This is a genomic window from Paenibacillus sp. FSL k6-2145, from assembly GCF_037976585.1.
GTDB lineage: Bacteria > Bacillota > Bacilli > Paenibacillales > Paenibacillaceae > Paenibacillus.
Genome location: NZ_CP150267.1, coordinates 1,014,890 through 1,032,532 on the forward strand (window position 1 = coordinate 1,014,890; position 17,643 = coordinate 1,032,532).

Annotated in this window: 9 protein-coding genes and 1 riboswitch; of the genes, 4 read left to right on the forward strand and 5 right to left on the reverse strand. The window is 45.3% G+C overall.

Annotated elements, in window-relative coordinates; translation table 11 throughout:
* Positions 1-212: 212 nt before the first annotated feature.
* Positions 213-3,059, reverse strand: a complete 2,847-nt coding sequence (locus NZ043_RS04650) for an ATP-binding protein (protein ID WP_339310809.1) — start codon at positions 3,057-3,059, stop codon at positions 213-215.
* A gap of 345 nt (positions 3,060-3,404) precedes the next feature.
* Between NZ043_RS04650 and NZ043_RS04655 the strand changes: the two genes are divergently transcribed.
* Entirely contained in the window at positions 3,405-4,103 is a 699-nt protein-coding gene (locus NZ043_RS04655) for a response regulator transcription factor (protein WP_036668013.1), read from the forward strand.
* Positions 4,104-4,152: 49 nt separating this feature from the next.
* On the opposite strand, the gene NZ043_RS04660 is transcribed toward NZ043_RS04655, so the two are convergent.
* A complete protein-coding gene (locus NZ043_RS04660; RefSeq protein WP_091038549.1) occupies positions 4,153-4,572 on the reverse strand; it encodes a hypothetical protein in 420 nt (139 codons plus the stop codon).
* Between the two features lie 242 nt (positions 4,573-4,814).
* Here NZ043_RS04660 and NZ043_RS04665 point away from each other — a divergent pair, with 242 nt between their 5' ends.
* The 3 genes from NZ043_RS04665 (at position 4,815) to NZ043_RS04675 (ending at position 8,792) form a co-directional block, all read left to right on the forward strand.
* Positions 4,815-5,957 (forward strand): virulence factor, encoded by a 1,143-nt coding sequence (locus tag NZ043_RS04665; RefSeq protein WP_047841582.1) that lies wholly within the window; start codon positions 4,815-4,817, stop codon positions 5,955-5,957.
* 147 nt (positions 5,958-6,104) lie between these two features.
* Positions 6,105-6,320: riboswitch (Lysine riboswitch) on the forward strand.
* Positions 6,321-6,437: 117 nt separating this feature from the next.
* Positions 6,438-7,916 (forward strand): amino acid permease, encoded by a 1,479-nt coding sequence (locus NZ043_RS04670; RefSeq protein WP_339310812.1) that lies wholly within the window; start codon positions 6,438-6,440, stop codon positions 7,914-7,916.
* Positions 7,917-8,150: 234 nt separating this feature from the next.
* Positions 8,151-8,792 (forward strand): class D sortase, encoded by a 642-nt coding sequence (locus tag NZ043_RS04675; RefSeq protein ID WP_339310814.1) that lies wholly within the window; start codon positions 8,151-8,153, stop codon positions 8,790-8,792.
* Between the two features lie 133 nt (positions 8,793-8,925).
* Here NZ043_RS04675 and NZ043_RS04680 read toward each other — a convergent pair whose 3' ends face one another.
* The 3 genes from NZ043_RS04680 to NZ043_RS04690 form a co-directional block, all read right to left on the reverse strand.
* Entirely contained in the window at positions 8,926-13,437 is a 4,512-nt protein-coding gene (locus NZ043_RS04680) for a collagen binding domain-containing protein (RefSeq protein ID WP_339310816.1), read from the reverse strand.
* Positions 13,438-13,600: 163 nt separating this feature from the next.
* Positions 13,601-14,728 carry a transglutaminase domain-containing protein gene (locus NZ043_RS04685; RefSeq protein WP_091038543.1) on the reverse strand — a complete coding sequence of 376 codons (1,128 nt, stop codon included), beginning with the start codon at positions 14,726-14,728 and terminating at the stop codon, positions 13,601-13,603.
* Positions 14,729-15,119: 391 nt separating this feature from the next.
* Positions 15,120-17,513 (reverse strand): S-layer homology domain-containing protein, encoded by a 2,394-nt coding sequence (locus tag NZ043_RS04690; RefSeq protein WP_091038542.1) that lies wholly within the window; start codon positions 17,511-17,513, stop codon positions 15,120-15,122.
* Positions 17,514-17,643: the final 130 nt, after the last annotated feature.

A 17,643-nucleotide genomic window follows, 5' to 3' on the forward strand; every position in this document is an offset into this window, starting at 1 on the left:
CCTGCCGTCCTCCTTTTGCATGGGATGCAAATTATGGCTCTATAGACAGTTTGCAAAAGAAGTTGTTTTTTTATCCGGGGAAATTGAAAAACAAAAAAAGCCTTTCCCCTTATCACGCTCACGCGCTGAAGGGCAAAGGCTCTATCCGTAGGTCTCGTAAATAATTATTATTTATAAAAAAGTGAAATACATTTCTTCATCCATCATTAAATTTACACCAATACGTCCTGCTTGGGCAGTCGAACCTTGAACGTACTTCCTTTGTCCGGTGCAGATATAAAGGTCAGTGTACCCTTGTGATCCTCTACAATTTTACGGGAAATGTACAACCCAATTCCTGTTCCACCAATCTGCCGATGATCTGAATTATCGACCCGATAGAATTTGTTGAACAGCATGTCCTTCTCTTGCTCCGCAATGCCTATTCCGTAGTCACGCACATCAAGACATAACCATTCCTCTTCTTCCCATAACGTCACATCGATACGATCGGCTCCCGGAGAATACTTGACTGCATTGCCCACCAGATTATGCAGAACCTGAACCATCCTGTTCTGGTCAGCATAAGCAAAAAAGTCTCCATTAAACGTATGCACGTAGATACGTTGGGCAGACTTCATATTCCACTGTTCGGCAACCCCTTCTACCAACTCAACCAGCGGTACATACGTCATGTGGTAAGTCATACCTTCGTTGTCGAGGCGCTGAATATCGAGTACATCATCGAGCAAACTGCTCAGCCGCTTGCCCTCCGAAGAGATGGTCTGCATGAATTCCCGCTGCTGAGCTGCCGGAAGGTCATACATCATCATTAATTCCACATATCCCATAATGGTGGCTACAGGCGTTCGAAGCTCATGAGATACCACACTGATCAGCTCATTTTTCATCCGATCCAGCCGTTCTTCTCCTGTCCGGTCACGGAACACCAGCAGAAACCCATGGTTTTTACCCGGGACATCCATCTGCTTCATGTACAAGGAAAATACACTTTTATCCACATTATTGAATATAAATTCGGTCTCGATAAACGCTGTTTCTCCATTCAGGAATGCTCTCGTCTGTTCCATCAGATTGAAGTTGTCCGTTAATACCATCGTATCAATCGCCTGCGCCAAATCTTCAATGGATCTGCCCATAAAATCACCCAAACCAAACATCTCTTCTATCCTTCGGTTGACGATGGTTATGGTCCCTGATCGATCAGACATCACAAGCCCTTCTCGTACGGATTCAATAAATTGCTCACTGATATCTCGCTGTTCCTGAATGGCAATCTTCTCATTGAACAACTCTGAGTTCAGCTTCTCCAGCGCCAGGGCATGACGTACACGATCTTCTTCTGCTCTGGTCCGCTCTGTAATATCCTTAATAAACAGGTTATATAATGTCTCATTTTTGCCCAACTGGATCTCAACAATTTTGTACTCAATCGGAAATACGGAACCATCCCGTCGAATACCTGAAATTTCTTCAACGATGGTGTATCTTTTACCTTCAACATATTCAAATCGCTCCAGCAAATTCTTGATCTCCTTGCAGCTGGCCCCTTGAAAAAGAGTCGGCGCTTCCTTGTGCAGAATCACTTCTTCCCGACGCAATCCAAACATTCTTTCAGCCTCCGGATTAAACTCAACGATCAACCCATTGGAGTCCACAGCGATAATCGCATCAATAGAGGATTCAATAATGGCACGTTTGACCTCTTCACTATTCTTGAGTTCCTTGGTACGCTCAATAACCCTGTCCTCCAGCGTTAACTTGTCGTGACGAATCTGTTCGAATTGTTCCAGCAGCACATCAGCCATTTTGCGCAAATTGCCAATCAGGATCTGTACTTCGGTTACATGGCTGGTTGGCCACTCCATCTTCCCATTTCGAAACAGCAGTCTCGGAAGAGAGCCTGTCATCCTAGTCAGTCTTAACAACGGGCTAACAACCTTACTGCTGAGAGGAGCCGCTACGATCATGGAAGCCACGATGATGATGAACAGGGATTGCAGCGTGGTCAGGTAAATGGATTCGATTCGGGGGTAATACTCGGACGAGTCGGTCACAATGAATACCCGATAAGGTGTTAACCTTGTCATTTCTGCTTCATAGATAAAAGAGGCTTGTTTCCAGTGATTCAATACATCGCTGTAATGGATATTTGCGGAACTTAACAGAAAGAGATTATCCCTTGATTTCAGAAGACGGAATCTGTCCATGTCCAGGTAATCGCCTGCCTGAAGAGTATTCAATCCAGAAGCGACGACCGTATCATTCCGATCCAGCAGAATCACATTCACGCCTAGTAGATGATGATAACGCGCCATATTCTGATCCATATTCTCGGAGGTAACATACTCTTCATCAATATCCTGAACAACCGCAGTCGCTGCATATTTCATATCACGTAATATGGCATCATTCATTTGATCCAATTGTCTGCGGCTATCTGCGGATAACAGTACGAGAGAAACAAATACCACAAAGGCGACTACGTATTTAAACGCAATTCTTGTTAATGGGATGGTTCCCATGCGTTTTGATTTGTGTTCACCCGTAGTGATCCAAAAATCAACTACAATTCCCGCAATCAGCGCATTCACCATACCAATCACAGCAATATACATATACTCATACTTCAAATCGTCTATATTTAAACCCAACATAAAATGCCCGGTATAGATAACAGGAAGTAACATGACTACCCAAAAGACAGCATTAGCCTTGATTAAGCTGCCATTCTTCCAGCGGATCTGCCAAACGAGCATCCAGATTAATTCCATGAAGTGGGCAAGCATGACAGTTAGATTGTGCGGCACAAAGCCGACAAAGACAGTATTCAGCAGATGGATGACTGTAAGGGTGACAAATCCATAGATGGCCCCATGCAAACGAAGAGCAACGAGTGCTGCCGCGCTCCCAATCATAAACTGTACACCATAGAATAAACTAAACGGAAAAATGGTGCTTAGTGAGCCCAGAATGATCAGAATGCTGGTCCCAATCCAGGGTATTCTCAGCTTCAACACGACCCAATCCAGCATTTGTCTTGCCTTTATACGATCCATAAGCATTTGCCCTCATGGATCATTTTTTCTTTTGTTTTCAACAACAACGTTGGTTCCCCCTATAAACTTAAGCGGATACAATATTACTTTTTTTCCCCTTAACTCGTTCTGATCCATTATACTGTAATTAATACTTGGTGTAGCTTTGGGAAATTCTGATTGATCGGCAACCAAACTGCATTCATGCTAGAATATTGAAGTTCATTCAAAAAGCGTATTCTTTCTCTACATATACATCCTATATTTTGGGATAGAAACATTAAAAAATTTGCGGCATTTATTCGCAATTCACCTTGTTTTTTTAGCATTTTCTTAACATATTATTTTCACCAGGAGTGTGACCCTATGACTATCAAAGTACTTCTTATAGAAGATGAGAAAAATCTGGCCGACATGATTGCTTTCTTTCTTGAGGAGGAAGGATACATCACTGAACGGGTTCATCATGCCCGCGAGGCACTTCAACTGTTTCCACAATTCCAGCCGGATATTGTTGTAACTGATCTCATGCTTCCTGAAATGGATGGAAATGATCTCGTAGAAGCCTTTCGCCAGCACTCCACTGTGCCCATTCTGATGATCTCGGCAAGCACCATGCTGAATGATCGACTTCGTGCATTACATAATGGTGCGGATGACTTTCTGTGCAAACCATTTAGTTTGAAAGAGTTGGATGCCCGGATTAAAGCACTGCTGCGAAGATCAATCATTTCCTATAAAGATAAACCGGTAAAAGAAGACAAGCAGGCAGAGGTTACTGGACATGTAAATGTGAATGAGTACAGAAGAACTCTGTTTGTGGATGGTGTTGAAATCGAGGTCACTCATATTGAGTTTGAGATTATGAAGGAATTGTACCGCAATCCGGGTAAAGTGTTCACCCGCAATGAGCTGATGGATCGGATCAAAGGCTCCGAACGGGCCTATCTGGATCGTACCATTGATGTTCATATCTCAAGTCTGCGAAAAAAAATTGAGCCTGACCCCAAAAACCCACGTTATATTAAGACGGTTTGGGGAACAGGCTATAAATATGTGATCTAATACGATCGTAACGATTAAAAAGTTAAACATCTTTGGCCATATCTCTCTTTTATCTCATGGATAAGATGGGCGGTATGGCTATTTCTGATTTATGGACAGACGAAGAATGCAACCAATTTTCCATATCCTTGATTAGTTGATTCGGGTCTTGCTCGTTCCAGAGAATCATCTTCATCTCACCTGTACCTGTAATCTGTTGCAGGTGACGCTTCCGAATTAGGGAATGGAAATCCGTAATGACCAGTAACGGAAGTTGTGGCATAAAAGCCCGAATGGCATTTGCTGCTGACACCGCTTCTTCGGCATTCTGATAGTCAACAATACAATAACGGGCATTTTCCCAACTTCCCCGATGTGTTTCTATCGCAGAACCGGATGTTGAGTCCTCAATCCAGTTCCTGAACAATTGAATAATATTCTCATATGCAATACGACGTTTTCCATCCGAGAGCACGGTAATGGGTTCCATAGGTATAACCTCCAGTTGATTCTTATCTTTATTGTGCCAATTTTCGTTTAAAAATGTTTGTGCGTGAACATGAAAGAAGTGTTAACAAATTTCGTACTTCTTCACATTAAGTGTTAGACACGTCCACTTCATTTCTGGATGATTTCGCAGATTCCACACATTGATGTAAAATAGAGAAATACCCGTGTGATTTAATTTACGGGAAGTGAAAGATGAATCTGGTACTATAGGAGGTTACATTGATGAATATTGTTTCCATTGAACCAACACCGAGTCCAAATACGATGATGCTACATCTCGATGAACGTCTGGAGGACGGAATTCGCAAAACATATACCCTGGACAACGAACGATCTGCTCCGGCGTTCATTCGCCAGATGCTTCATATTCCCGGTGTAAAGAGTGTGTTCCACACAACAGACTTTGTCGCACTTGATCGTAAAGGGAATGCCGACTGGTCCGTTATCTTGGGCGAAGTCCAAAATCGCCTTGGACAGCAAGGCATTGATCTGGACTGGATTGAATCCGAAGATGGTTCAGGCGAGCACTTCGGAGAAGCACAGGTATTTGTACAATTCTTCCGAGGTGTACCGATGCAAATTAGGGTCAAGGCCGGGGTCAAGGAAGAACGAATCTCGTTGTCGGACCGCTTTGTCAAAGCAGTGACGGAAGTCGCCAGTGCAACGATGATCAAAGAACGTAAACTGAGCGATTACGGCGTTCGATATGGCGAGTTACCGGACATCGCACGTGAAGTCGAACAGGAATTGGAAGCCGCTTATCCCCCGGAACGACTCGAGCAGGTTATCAAACAGGCCATTGAACATGGTACCAAATCCGAAGAGTTCGTCGAGCGCCGCCGTGAATTGGATGGAGCCGAACTTGAAGAGGCTCTGCGAAACGAGGATTGGAATGTTCGCTATGCGGCATTTGACGGCATGGAGCCTACGGCAGAAAGACTGCCTCTCGTAGCCCATGCCTTACATGACAACAAAATGCAGATACGTCGCTTGGCCGTGGTATACCTGGGTGACATCCGTACACCGGAAGCGATGGAACTGCTGTATGAAGCGCTTCAGGACAGTTCTCCTGCGGTACGCCGGACTGCTGGGGATACCTTGTCTGATATCGGTGATCCTGCCGCCACTCCAGCAATGACAGCTACGTTATCCGATAAAAGTAAACTTGTACGCTGGCGTGCAGCACGTTTTCTCTATGAGGTGGGAACTGAAGAAGCAGAGCAAGCGTTGCGAGTTGCAGCCGATGATCCTGAATTTGAAGTCAGCCTACAAGCCAAGATGGCTCTGGAGCGGATCGAATCGGGCGAACAGGCCGCTGGAACGGTATGGCAGCAGATGGCTGGCCGTAACAAAAAAGAGGAATAGTCCTCTCTCAGACCTCACATCCAACAATTGTTATTGCACTGGAAAACCATGCGCGTTATACTGATTGTCTGTTTACTAAACAGGACACACGGTGTTAAGTTGTGTTGTTCATAATTTCATAGACAATAGATACACCTCATCCATTGATGGTGAGGTAGAGGTCGCGGGTGCGATCAGTACGCTGATGGAGGCGCTAAGGAGCCGCTTATGAGATCAGCCGAAAGGTGTACCCGCCGAAGCTTACTGGACGTTCCTTATACGGTCCGGTGAGCTGGGGCTGCTGTCGAAAGGCGCAGAACTGTCACGGAAGTACATTTCCTTTATATAAAGGTATGAATTCTTCTGTGTTGAGCTATCTTAATCATCTGGGACATGGTGCGGACATTGAAATATTAAAGACCGCAGGCTGATGCCTGTGGTCTTTTTGTTTATGAATTCAAGTATCGCAAACATCAGTATATCGAATGAAGGAGTGTTTCCATGCAAGACCGCAGTAACCCAACAACAACTGGACCTTCCCTGAAAAAAGGATTACGCGCACGCCATATGACGATGATCGCCCTCGGTGGCTCGATTGGTACCGGGCTGTTTCTCGCAAGTGGTACCGCCATCTCAACCGCAGGCCCTGGTGGAGCATTAATTGCCTATGCGGCCGTTGGCATCATGGTTTATTTCCTAATGACCAGCCTTGGTGAACTTGCTACCTTTATGCCGGACTCCGGTTCATTTAATACGTATGCCGCACGTTTTGTCGATCCTGCTCTCGGGTTCGCCATGGGTTGGAACTTTTGGTACAACTGGGCGGTAACCATTGCAGCAGAGCTTGCTGCCGCTACTGTACTCATTAAGTACTGGTTCCCCGACAGTTCATCCATGTTATGGAGCTTATTGTTCCTCGTGCTGATCTTTGCCTTGAACGTGTTATCCGTTAAAGGCTATGGAGAGTCCGAGTACTGGTTCGCCATTATCAAAGTCGCTACTGTGATCATCTTCCTGGCCGTTGGTGTGCTCATGATCTTTGGTATTATGGGTGGAGAAGCGGTTGGTTTCAGCAACTTCACCATCGGTGATGCGCCCATCCATGGCGGATTCTTCGCTGTGCTTGGTGTGTTCATGGCTGCTGGATTCTCATTCCAAGGTACCGAACTTATCGGGGTAGCCGCCGGTGAAAGTGAAAACCCGCGCGAAAATGTACCTCGTGCAATTCGTCAGGTATTTTGGCGCATTCTGATTTTTTACATCTTGGCGATTACCGTGATCAGTCTGATCATTCCGTATACGCATCCGAATCTGCTCAAAGGTGATCTGGAAAATATCGGTGTCAGCCCGTTTACACTGGTGTTTGAGAAAGCTGGCCTCGCCATTGCAGCTTCCGTGATGAATGCCGTTATTCTGACTTCTGTACTCTCTGCCGGTAACTCAGGCATGTATGCTTCAAGCCGGGTTCTCTATGCCCTTGCCAGAGACGGTAAAGCCCCTCGTTTCCTGGGTAAGCTGAATAAAAAAGGCATTCCAATGAATGCACTTTTGCTTACAACAGCTGTTGGTATGTTGGCATTCCTTGCCTCCCTGTTCGGCGATGGGATTGTGTACACCTGGTTGTTGAATGCATCCGGTATGTGTGGTTTTATCACTTGGCTGGGTATCGCTATCAGTCATTATCGCTTCCGTCGTGCATACGTTGCACAAGGCAGGGATCTGAGCGATCTGCCTTACCGTGCACGCTGGTTCCCTTTTGGGCCGATCTTTGCTTTTGTCCTGTGTATCATCGTGATCATCGGACAGAACTACCAGGCATTCACGGGTGATCAGATCGACTGGAGTGGAGCCATCGTTGCCTACCTGAGTGTACCCCTGTTCCTGGTGTTGTGGCTCGGTTACAAATGGATCAAAAAGACCAAAGTGGTGCCGCTGCAGGAATGTGATTTCACACCTACCGATTCACCAGCTGATAAATAGTAGCTCCAACGTATACCACCATTAACTGATACAATTGACTCCATATAATAAAACCTCCCCGCGTGGCGTTGCAGTTTTCCTACTGTAGCGAAACGGGGAGGTTTTGTTTTGGGGCGGCTTCCCCCTTCGAACATTTCTGTACGTCCTTTCGTCCCTGTCCATATTTTGTATAGATCCTTAAGTAGAATAGAGAAAGGTATACAATTTTTCTTGGACAACGGGAGTTGATGTATAATGAAAAAATTCTCTATTCTGCTCGTTCTACTGGGCATCCTGATCATCAGCTTTCCTTTCCTGCGGGAAACGTATTATGACTGGCAGCAAACCCGTGTCATGAACGATCTGGAGCAATTGCAAAACGGCTTGTCTACGCTTAATCACTCCTTCGAACAAGGCATACAGGATGCAACTTCTGCAGAGCCGACTACGGATAGTACAGATACAGTGCAAGAGGCCTCCTCGAATAAGTTGGGGGTACTATCCATTGACAAGATTGATGTCCGCTTACCGATTCTGGAGGGTGCAACGGAAGCTAACATGAAGGTAGCTGCAACCCATCTTGTCGAAACCACTAGGATCGGTAACAAGGGTAATGCCGCCATAGCCGCTCATCGCGCCCACAAAAAAGGACGGCTGTTCAATCGTCTGGGAGAACTCCAGATTGGGGATTCGATGCAAGTCACCTTGGCAGATCGAACGATTATCCAGTACAAGGTAGATCAGATATCCGTTGTAGAGCCAAATGACTTGTCTGTGCTGGAAGACCCCGGACTTGGCCAGGTCCTTACCTTAATTACCTGTGATCCACTCGTCAATCCAACACATCGCCTAATTGTAAGAGCTATTGAAGTGAATCCGGAGGTTGCCGGATATTGATCCTCCCTAAGGTGCAGCTGAAATAAAATAAAACACCCTCTAGTAATTCACATGATGACGCTGAGTCACTTGTGAAAGTTAGAGGGTGTTTTTTTATCCAAATATGATCTGTTCCTGCATTACGTGCTGCGATCTAGCGCTGAAGCAATTGTCTGCGGCGGAAGTACATGAATCCCGCGCTACCTAGCGCCATCAGCATCATGCCCACAGCAGTGTAAGCCATTGTGCTCTCTTCACCTGTTTGTGGCAGCATTCCCTGAGATCCAGGACTTCCGTTTGGCTGTGATGCAGAATTTCCATTGCCCTGTGATCCATCTGTATCCGCTCCAGCAGGAGGTGCCAGTGCACCATCCCCATCCGGTGCATCTGTATCCCCAACAGGAGGTGCAGTGTCTTCACCGTTGGATACGCCTGGTGTCGGTGGCGCTACCCCGCCATCTTCATCTGTCGGGCTTTCGGTTCCTCCCCCAGACTCTGTAGGTTCAGTAACAACCGTGCCTGGAACCGATGGATTTGGTGTTCCTGGTTCCGGATTTACTGGTTTCTCCGGATCTGGTGTTCCCCCCGTAGTAGGGGTTCCCGGATTATAAGGTCCACTCGATCCACCACCCGATACCGGGATAGCCTGATTTGTTTTTTCCACAACTACAGCTTCCGTTTGTATGTTCGTAATTTCAAATGGTACTGGTGTTGTGTCCAAGATATATCCGTTAGGCGCTTTTATTTCAACCAACTGATATTTATTGATATCCAGGTCTTTAAGTACAATTTCACCTTGTTGATTGGTTGTCAGTGAAGCTTCATCTAGACCTGTTACCTTGTGGAACTCCCAATTCCCATTTGCATCCATCAATGCAGTTTGAGCCCGTAATTCAAATACAGCTCCTTGAAGGTGCTGAGTTCGACCCGCATTGGTTTTAATCAATTTCACAGAACGATCATTTTTTTTATTTTCAATGGTCAATTGAGTTTCCGGTTTGATAATAGATACAAGCGTCTCCGGCTGTTCAATAACAAAGCCTTCTGCCTTGGTCTCTACCAATGTATATGGGCCATACGGCAAGTTATCAAATTCAATGACCCCATTGATATTCGTAACCTGTGTGTCAACCACCGCATTTGTACCATTACGCAGTTCGAATTCAATTCCAGCTAACACGGATTGATCCTTGGCGTTCACTTTGGTCACCACCAGCTTGGCATTTGTGCCCTGCGTATTGGTATGTGTGAGCGTAACAATCTGAGTTTGATTGGTTACAATGGTAAGAGGTATGGGCGTTGAATCCAATTGATAGAATTCAGGTGCCTCGACCTCAATCAACTCATAATCCCCTGGCTCCAGATCTGTTGCTCCGATCTTTCCATCCTCACCCGAAGTTATCGTATCGATCAACTGGCTGGTTTGACCATTTTTCAGGTACAGTTCGAATGTTGCACCTTTTAGCGTTTTCGTGCTGTCAGCAGCATCCACCTTGGTTAATTCGAAGCCTTGACGAATCTTTTTATTTTCAATTTCAAAAGCGATATCCGCATCCTTAAATTCAATCGTTTTACCTGAGACAGAGCCATATTCAGGATCAACCAAGTATCCTGCAGGTGCAGATAATTCTTTTAACTTATAAGGTACACCATTGGTCAGATTGTTTAATCGATAGTTTCTGGAGCTTTCAACTACTCCATTCTCGTCCGTTGGTTTCAATGTTTCCAGAAGCGTAGTTCCAGACGCATTATAGATTGCGAAGATCGCTCCTTCCAGCGGAACTCCGGTATCACTGACTTTGTGAATTCTGATTTTGCCTAAACCAGTGGAGGCTCCTCCACCTGCTCCAGCTAATGAAACTTTAATCCCCGCCTGATTGCCTTCCCCTACCACCGAAGAAGATTGGCCTGCAAATTCAACCTTATTCTCAATTCGGGCGCCATGATCGGCATTAATATAGGACTGATATTCCAAAATGAATGCAGTATGGATATCTTTCTTGAAGGTGAAGGTAAATGTATTGCCCTCCACAATCAATTCATAATCAGCCGGATCAACCAGTCCAGCTTTGTTGGATACATTGCCTGAATTGTTGGCAGGCAGGTTCGTTGCATATAATTTCAATGAATCAGCCAATAAAATTTGGTTCTCCGACAAGGTATCTGTTAATTGAGAACCCGCTGGAATATAAGATTGACTTGGATTGATATTTACCGTCCATGATGCTTTATCCGTTGTACCGATCTGTTGACCTGTTTTTTGTACATACACACCACCGTGAACTGGCGTGACGCTCGCTGATCGATTAAAGCGTACCTCACCATCCTCACCGTCGGTTAGAACAGCCTGGTTAGCATACGTGCCTTCGACGGAATAAGGTCCATCCAGGCTCGTTTGATACTGAATGCGATAAGCTGTTTTGCCGATGTTACCCAGATCCAATGTAAAACCTTTACCGTCCGGGTTCAGCTGGAATTGACCAGGTATGAGCGGAACCTCGCTACCTACAGCAGTAACATTATTGGCTCCCTGTAACTCTAACTCATGAACTTTTAATGAACCGTCTACAAAAGATTGGTTACCCGTGTAGGCATCCTTGAGGATGGCTTCGTGAATATCAAACAAGTTGTAGTTTACATCAATTGTCCATGTGATTTTTTTGTCTTTGGCGCTGTATTCGCCCTTTTTGTTACCATTTTGAATGGTGTACTCTTGAGGTTTGACTACAGCAGATTTGGTAATCGCAGTCTGTGCTACATTGGATTCTTCCCAATCGATCTTGGCAGAGTTGCGATATTCATTATCCGTTGGCATACCTGCCGTCGGGTCAAAGCTTGTTGTATAGGTAATGACATGTTCCGTGTTAATTGTAACGCCGTCCTTCAGGCGAACGGAGAATCCTTTTTCATAGGTTGGATCAGCCGGGTCTGGAGTCAGTTCGAAGTCTTCTTTGTTAACCCCACTCACTTGAAGACTACCCGGAATCAGCTTCATGTGTCTGCCTTCGTAATTATCCGTGATGATGATATCCGTCATGTCCTGCAAATCACGGTTCAAAACAATCTGCCATTCGATTTCTTTTGTGTTGAAGTTTTCACTTTTTACACTCTTTGCAAAAATGACTTCCTGAATGTCTCTTCGGCCTGTTTTGGAAGTACCATCATACATGTTCACTGTGTTCGTAATGGTGTCGTTTGTATAAACACGATGAATGGATTGTGTATCATATTCGATCTCATAGGCCTTGGTAATATCGTTCTTAAAATGTAATCTGAAGCCGTCATCAAATCCTGTATTCATCGCTTCAAGTGTGTACTCATTCGGATTGATCAGTGTTCTGTTCGAAGCCGCTCCACTTGCACTAATGTCCACTTGATATACTTTGACGGAATTGTTAATCAGTTGCTGTTTTGCCGTATCAAAACGGTCTTCAATCCATGCATTCGCTTGTATGATTTCTTGCTGATTGTAGTTATATTGAACTTTCCATGTGATCGTCTGTGTCACCGGATCATACGCACTATCTTGCCCTGACTTGTTCAAAGGCTCATTAAAACTCACACGAACTCGGCCAATATCTGTTTCGTTGTGCTCACTCTGATCCGTTGTAAGCGCAACCTGGTTTTGATACTCCACGTTGGTGAACGGAGCAGTGGTTGGTGCTTTAACACTTGTCGTGTAGGTCACACGATAGGCCTTATCTGTATCCCCCAATTGGATTGGAAACTGTGGTTCCGTTTGAACTACTGGACCTGCTTTTACAGATCCATTCAATTGCACTTCCAATTCGCGAATTTCGATATTGCCCTTGAGTTCAAGGTTTGTTGGCAACGTATCTGTAAGAACCGCATTTTTCAAAGCCTTCTCGCCTTGGTTAAAATCTACGGTCCATTCAATTTCGTCGGAGTTGAAGTTTTCTTTGTTTGCGCTTCCCGATTTCTTCAACTTATCTACGGCTGTGTTGGCAAAATGTACATCAATGATGCCCTGCCCTACGGAACTAAAGTCTATCTGTTGTTTCAAACCATCTTCCATCTTGCTCTCATCGAACTTAATCCACACGTAGAAGTTACCTTCTAGCTTCGCATGCTCGATCAGTTCATTAAAGGTAAAGATGATTGTGCCATCTGGATTCACCACATACTCCCCAACACCGCCATCCAGATTACCCTTAAGCTGCGACCCGATGATGAATTTATCGGGCAAGTTAAAGGTGAACGTAGAGCCATCGCTATAGTTGTGGTTGTCATCTGCAAGTCCCCATGTAAAGACTACAGCCACCTCATCCTGAATGCGTGGTCGAATATCTTTGATCATATCTCCTTTGACTTCAATCGTGCCATTCCCGTTGTCTTCTGGTACCTGATTGTACATCTGCACACTGGTAATCAATTGATCTGTAATTACCGGACCTGCAGCTGCCATTGCTAAACTGCTCTGGTTGAGGTTTCCCTCCCCCTCTTCTTCCGGAGTGGCTGCAACGTCAACGTTGTTCATCTCTTCCGAAACTGCCAAACCTTCTTCTGACGTTGTATCGCTGATTGCACTGGCTGGCAAATTAGTTAATTCATCCTGAGCATGCATTGTTGGTGTAAATATCCAACCCTGCATCATTTGCGTGACCAGTAACAGAGCAATGATCACTATGCTCACTTTTTTCCTCATTGTTTGCATATCCTCCTCGTACGTAGTGTTGGCATACGCCGAAGATTAGAATAGCAAAGCGACATATACAAAAAATAGACAACACTAAAATCCTCGTTTTTGAACACAAAATTGAACACAAAAAAGGATACTCCTCAAGCGGAGCATCCTGTTCAAACGGTTTTTATATTGTCCAGTTAATTTTGACGCGCAGATCCGTAGTACCTTCCATTTTGGACACATAATAAGAGATCGATTTCATGCCAAGCTGGTACAAATCCTGCAAATCTTCAATCAGTCCAGACTCCGTACCCTTGTACCTGAACGTGAGCGAGGTTCCGCCTTCCTTCAGTGTACTTTGAACCTTGGTCTTCAGCGCAGCATGGCCTTTGATGGCATCCTGTTCATCATACAGGGAATAGTCCAGAGCATGGTACAGCTTCTGATAAGCGGCTTTTTTGCTATCTCCGGCCTTCACCAGCTTTAATAAAGCTTCTCGATATGGGGCTGGCGCAGCGGGGTACTTGCTTTTGCCTGTCCAGATATGGTCACGTGCCATCTCATCATCGCTCAGCAAATAATAGCTATGGCTAACCTTACCTTTGCGGTCAGGGGTAGGATCATCCCAGGTCGTGTCCATGTGATACCACTTGCCGTCCAGGTTCACGATATTCCAGGCATGAAGCTGCCCACCTGCTGTACCTTCCACAATCCGGTTATCGATACCTACTCGCTCCAGCATTCGATATGCCAACAGTGAATATCCCTGACAGACGGTACTGCCTGTAACAAGCCCGTCGTAGGCCGTATATTTCTTCAACGAAGTATCGTAAGAAAGGTTAAGCACAATCCAATCATGGATGACCTTGACCTTCTCATGATCCGTCATGCCTGGTTTGATGATTTCTTTCAACACGTTTGTGACTTTACGATTCACATAATCGGTCTGTTCCTTGGTCTCCCGATAGGAGAGAGTCACATGGACCTCGGCCGACACATTGGAGCCTTTATAATTGAATGCATAACTTTTAACGGTATATTGGATATAAGGGTCACTCTTCATTGCCTCATCGATGGAGGTTTGTAACTGTTTTTTGAGGCCTTTCACATTACCTTTGTATGTAAAAACAAGTTCCTCCGTTCGCTGTGACATTGCGGTAAGCAAGGTCTGGCGCAAATCTGTTGCCGTGGATATATCTGATGTCCCTGATGCAGCATACAGTTGATCCAGATCAACCGTACGTGGTAACGCTACAGCAATCAGACAGCCTGCCAGCAGTATGGTGATAATTCGTTTCCCGTTCTTACCCATGAAAGGAACCCACCCTTCTTTGCAAAGTTCTCACGCCCTATTGTATCACAAAAGGCTCTGTCGTCATTCTTCTATATCATTTCAACTAAAGAATATTTACACCAACCTCCGATGTCAGAACAACTTTCCGATCGCTGTTATCCCCAGATTTTTTTGATCCTTTATTCAAATGGGGAAATCCGGTGATAAATGCGTACGCTTCGCTTCCTCAAGTTATTTCTGACCTCTCCGTTATCGTGTAAATGTTAGTTGAAATGATATAATTTTTGTAAAAATTAAATCAAAAGAGACCTTCTAGGGAAGGTCTCTTTGATCTTCAGTTCATTGAATCACGATTACCCGTTATCTTCATCCTATGATTCGTTTGGTCACGATATGAGTGGTTCATCATCTAATACAGACGATTACCACTCATAAACGTATCTGTCTTACCTTGAAGCTTCGCGAGCCGTTCCAATACCTGTGACGCTTCAGCTACCGTCACTTTGCGTGCAGGCATGAATCGTCCTTCAATCGAAGGAAGCAATCCCAGCTTCAGACTCAGGGAGACTGCTCCCTTACTTGTAATGGCACTGGCATCCGCGATGTTGGGAAGATCCGATGGCAACGTATAGAATCCGGCCAGCTTCTCATAGCGTAAAATACGTACAAGTAACACTGCCAATTCTTCACGTGTCATCTCTTCTTGCGGATTCAAATTCTGTTCAGGGTCCGCTCCGGCAAGCCAACGCTGATCGATTAATGCCCGAACTGCCTTATAATAAGGGCTGTCAGGTGTCACATCAGCGTATAACTTGTCATCTCCGTCCCCACTGTAGTACAGATCCATATTTGGATTAATCGCTCTTGCCAGATAGTTAAACCAATCTCCTCGGGTGATTACACGATCCGGAAATACGCGCCCCTGCTCATCAGCAAGCAATACGCCATGCTGTGTCATATTGCGTAGAGCTGCTTCGGCCACATGACCCAAGATATCCGTAGGTTCAACCTTGGTTGCAGAGCTTGTGTCCCCGTATAAAAGCTTCCAGTCCCCTGTGTTCGCATCCAGCGCTTCATAGTTGCCATAGATCGAATTCTCATCACGTGTAGGCATATAAGCAAGATTCACCCCCGCTGGGATGACTTGACCACCGTTCATACCATATCCGCCATAACGGGAATATGCGAGGATCAGCTTGAACTCCTCCAGATAGAGTGCCTTGGCCTCTTCATAACTGATGGCTGGCTTAACATCTGCCGGCAGTTGTTCAGGCGTTGCCGCAATACGCGTATAGAACTCGTTAATCGTCCCGTTGTTCAACACCTGTACTTGTGCCGTATCTTCCTTAACCGGAATTCCGTTCAGATAACGCTGGAACAAAAATGTGCGAGCATCATCCACCTCAATCACGTTAGCCAGTCGGAACTGCTCCGTTGCGTCTGGAACTAGCGCAATCACCGTGTCCATCGCCAGTTTCTCAGCCTGCTTCCGGGTTAACGATTTGCCTGCCTTCTCCTCAGCCGGCTTCTCCTGTTCCATCTCCGGTCCCATTCGTTGCATCATCGTATAACTGTAGATCTGCCCGGTAACTGCATCTACCTGTGCTGAGATATCCCGCATGAACATATAGGACATATTCGCACTTCGGTCGCTCCAGCTCAGACTCCATACCTGACTGTTCGGACTTGAGTAATATCCCTTGCCCAACTGGCTATGTTCCAGCTTATAACCCTTGGGAATATCAAAGTTTGTTGCGACCCGAGTGGCGGCCTGCTGAACATTTAACCTCGTACCATTGGCCGGGGCAAAAGGCGTTACATCACCTTTCAACTTCGTATCCTGCTGCAAAGAATCTTCATCTACAGCTTTACCTGTTAATGTATTAATCCGTTCCAACGTATTGGCTTCAATCGGAACGATACTGATATTTTTGGGTGTATATGCAAGGTAATACTGCTGACCCTGTTTGGAAGATAGACGATCTTTGGCGATATAAGCCAGTTCCACATCGAACTGTTCTTCAAACTGCTGTCTGGCCTTCTCTTCTGAAGCTGCCGGTTTCGATGAGGGATACTTGGCTTCGATCGTACCTCGTGAGTAACCTGTCACCAAACCACTTTCATCCACATTAATGTAGACTGTCTCTGCGTCAGATAACAATCCATCATGTTTTAACTGGTACCCGTATCGATACTCTGTTCTGCCAAACAATGACTCTTGTTCAATGGAAGAATACAGATCTCCAAGCGGAGCATATTCATTATCCTTAAGACCTGGAATCGCTTGGTACAACAATGCCACGGCCTTTTCTTCAGCTTCAGCTTTGGTTAACTTCACATCCGATTCCGAGACATGTTTATCCAGGATATCCGACGGCAAATGTACACTTAACACTTCCCCTGTGCCTGCATGTACAGTTCCACTGAATCCCGACGTATGATTTCCTTGTGTAATCTGAAACCCGATCTCCCATGCCTTGTAGTCTGGCGGTGGATAGGAATTAGGTGAATCGAATCGTGCAGATGAGATTGTTGCTTTTTTTAACAATGGAAATAATTTCAGTATATTTTCACTGGCTTGCCTGGATGAGATTTTCGCTCCCTCAGGCACGTCATTGCTTGTTGCGTCTAGTTGTTCATTTTCCCCCGTTGTCGCTTCGGTCAACTGCTCTGCTTGCGCGGCTGATGCACTGCCTGCAAAACCTGGTGTTTGCGAAGCAAGCAGCAGTGTTGCCATCGCTGCGGTTGTTGCTTTGGTTGCGAACATTTTCAAACGTAAATTAAACTTCCAATTCAAACTCAAATCTCGACCTCTCCCTTCAATTTCATACAAAGAAGCATAACAAATAACCTCGCATGAATATTGCCAGTCTATTCTATGATACCATAAGCTTCCTTTTTAATCGTCGTTTTCCGGGCAATTTTACAAATGT

Excerpts from the sequence above, each read along its gene's own strand:
- NZ043_RS04665 (WP_047841582.1), top strand. The coding sequence starts at position 4,815 with ATGAATATTGTTTCCATTGAACCAACACCGAGTCCAAATACGATGATG.
- NZ043_RS04655 (WP_036668013.1), top strand. The coding sequence starts at position 3,405 with ATGACTATCAAAGTACTTCTTATAGAAGATGAGAAAAATCTGGCCGAC.
- NZ043_RS04675 (WP_339310814.1), top strand. The coding sequence starts at position 8,151 with ATGAAAAAATTCTCTATTCTGCTCGTTCTACTGGGCATCCTGATCATC.
- NZ043_RS04670 (WP_339310812.1), top strand. The coding sequence starts at position 6,438 with ATGCAAGACCGCAGTAACCCAACAACAACTGGACCTTCCCTGAAAAAA.
- NZ043_RS04660 (WP_091038549.1), bottom strand. The coding sequence starts at position 4,572 with ATGGAACCCATTACCGTGCTCTCGGATGGAAAACGTCGTATTGCATAT.
- NZ043_RS04650 (WP_339310809.1), bottom strand. The coding sequence starts at position 3,059 with ATGGATCGTATAAAGGCAAGACAAATGCTGGATTGGGTCGTGTTGAAG.
- NZ043_RS04685 (WP_091038543.1), bottom strand. The coding sequence starts at position 14,728 with ATGGGTAAGAACGGGAAACGAATTATCACCATACTGCTGGCAGGCTGT.
- NZ043_RS04680 (WP_339310816.1), bottom strand. The coding sequence starts at position 13,437 with ATGAGGAAAAAAGTGAGCATAGTGATCATTGCTCTGTTACTGGTCACG.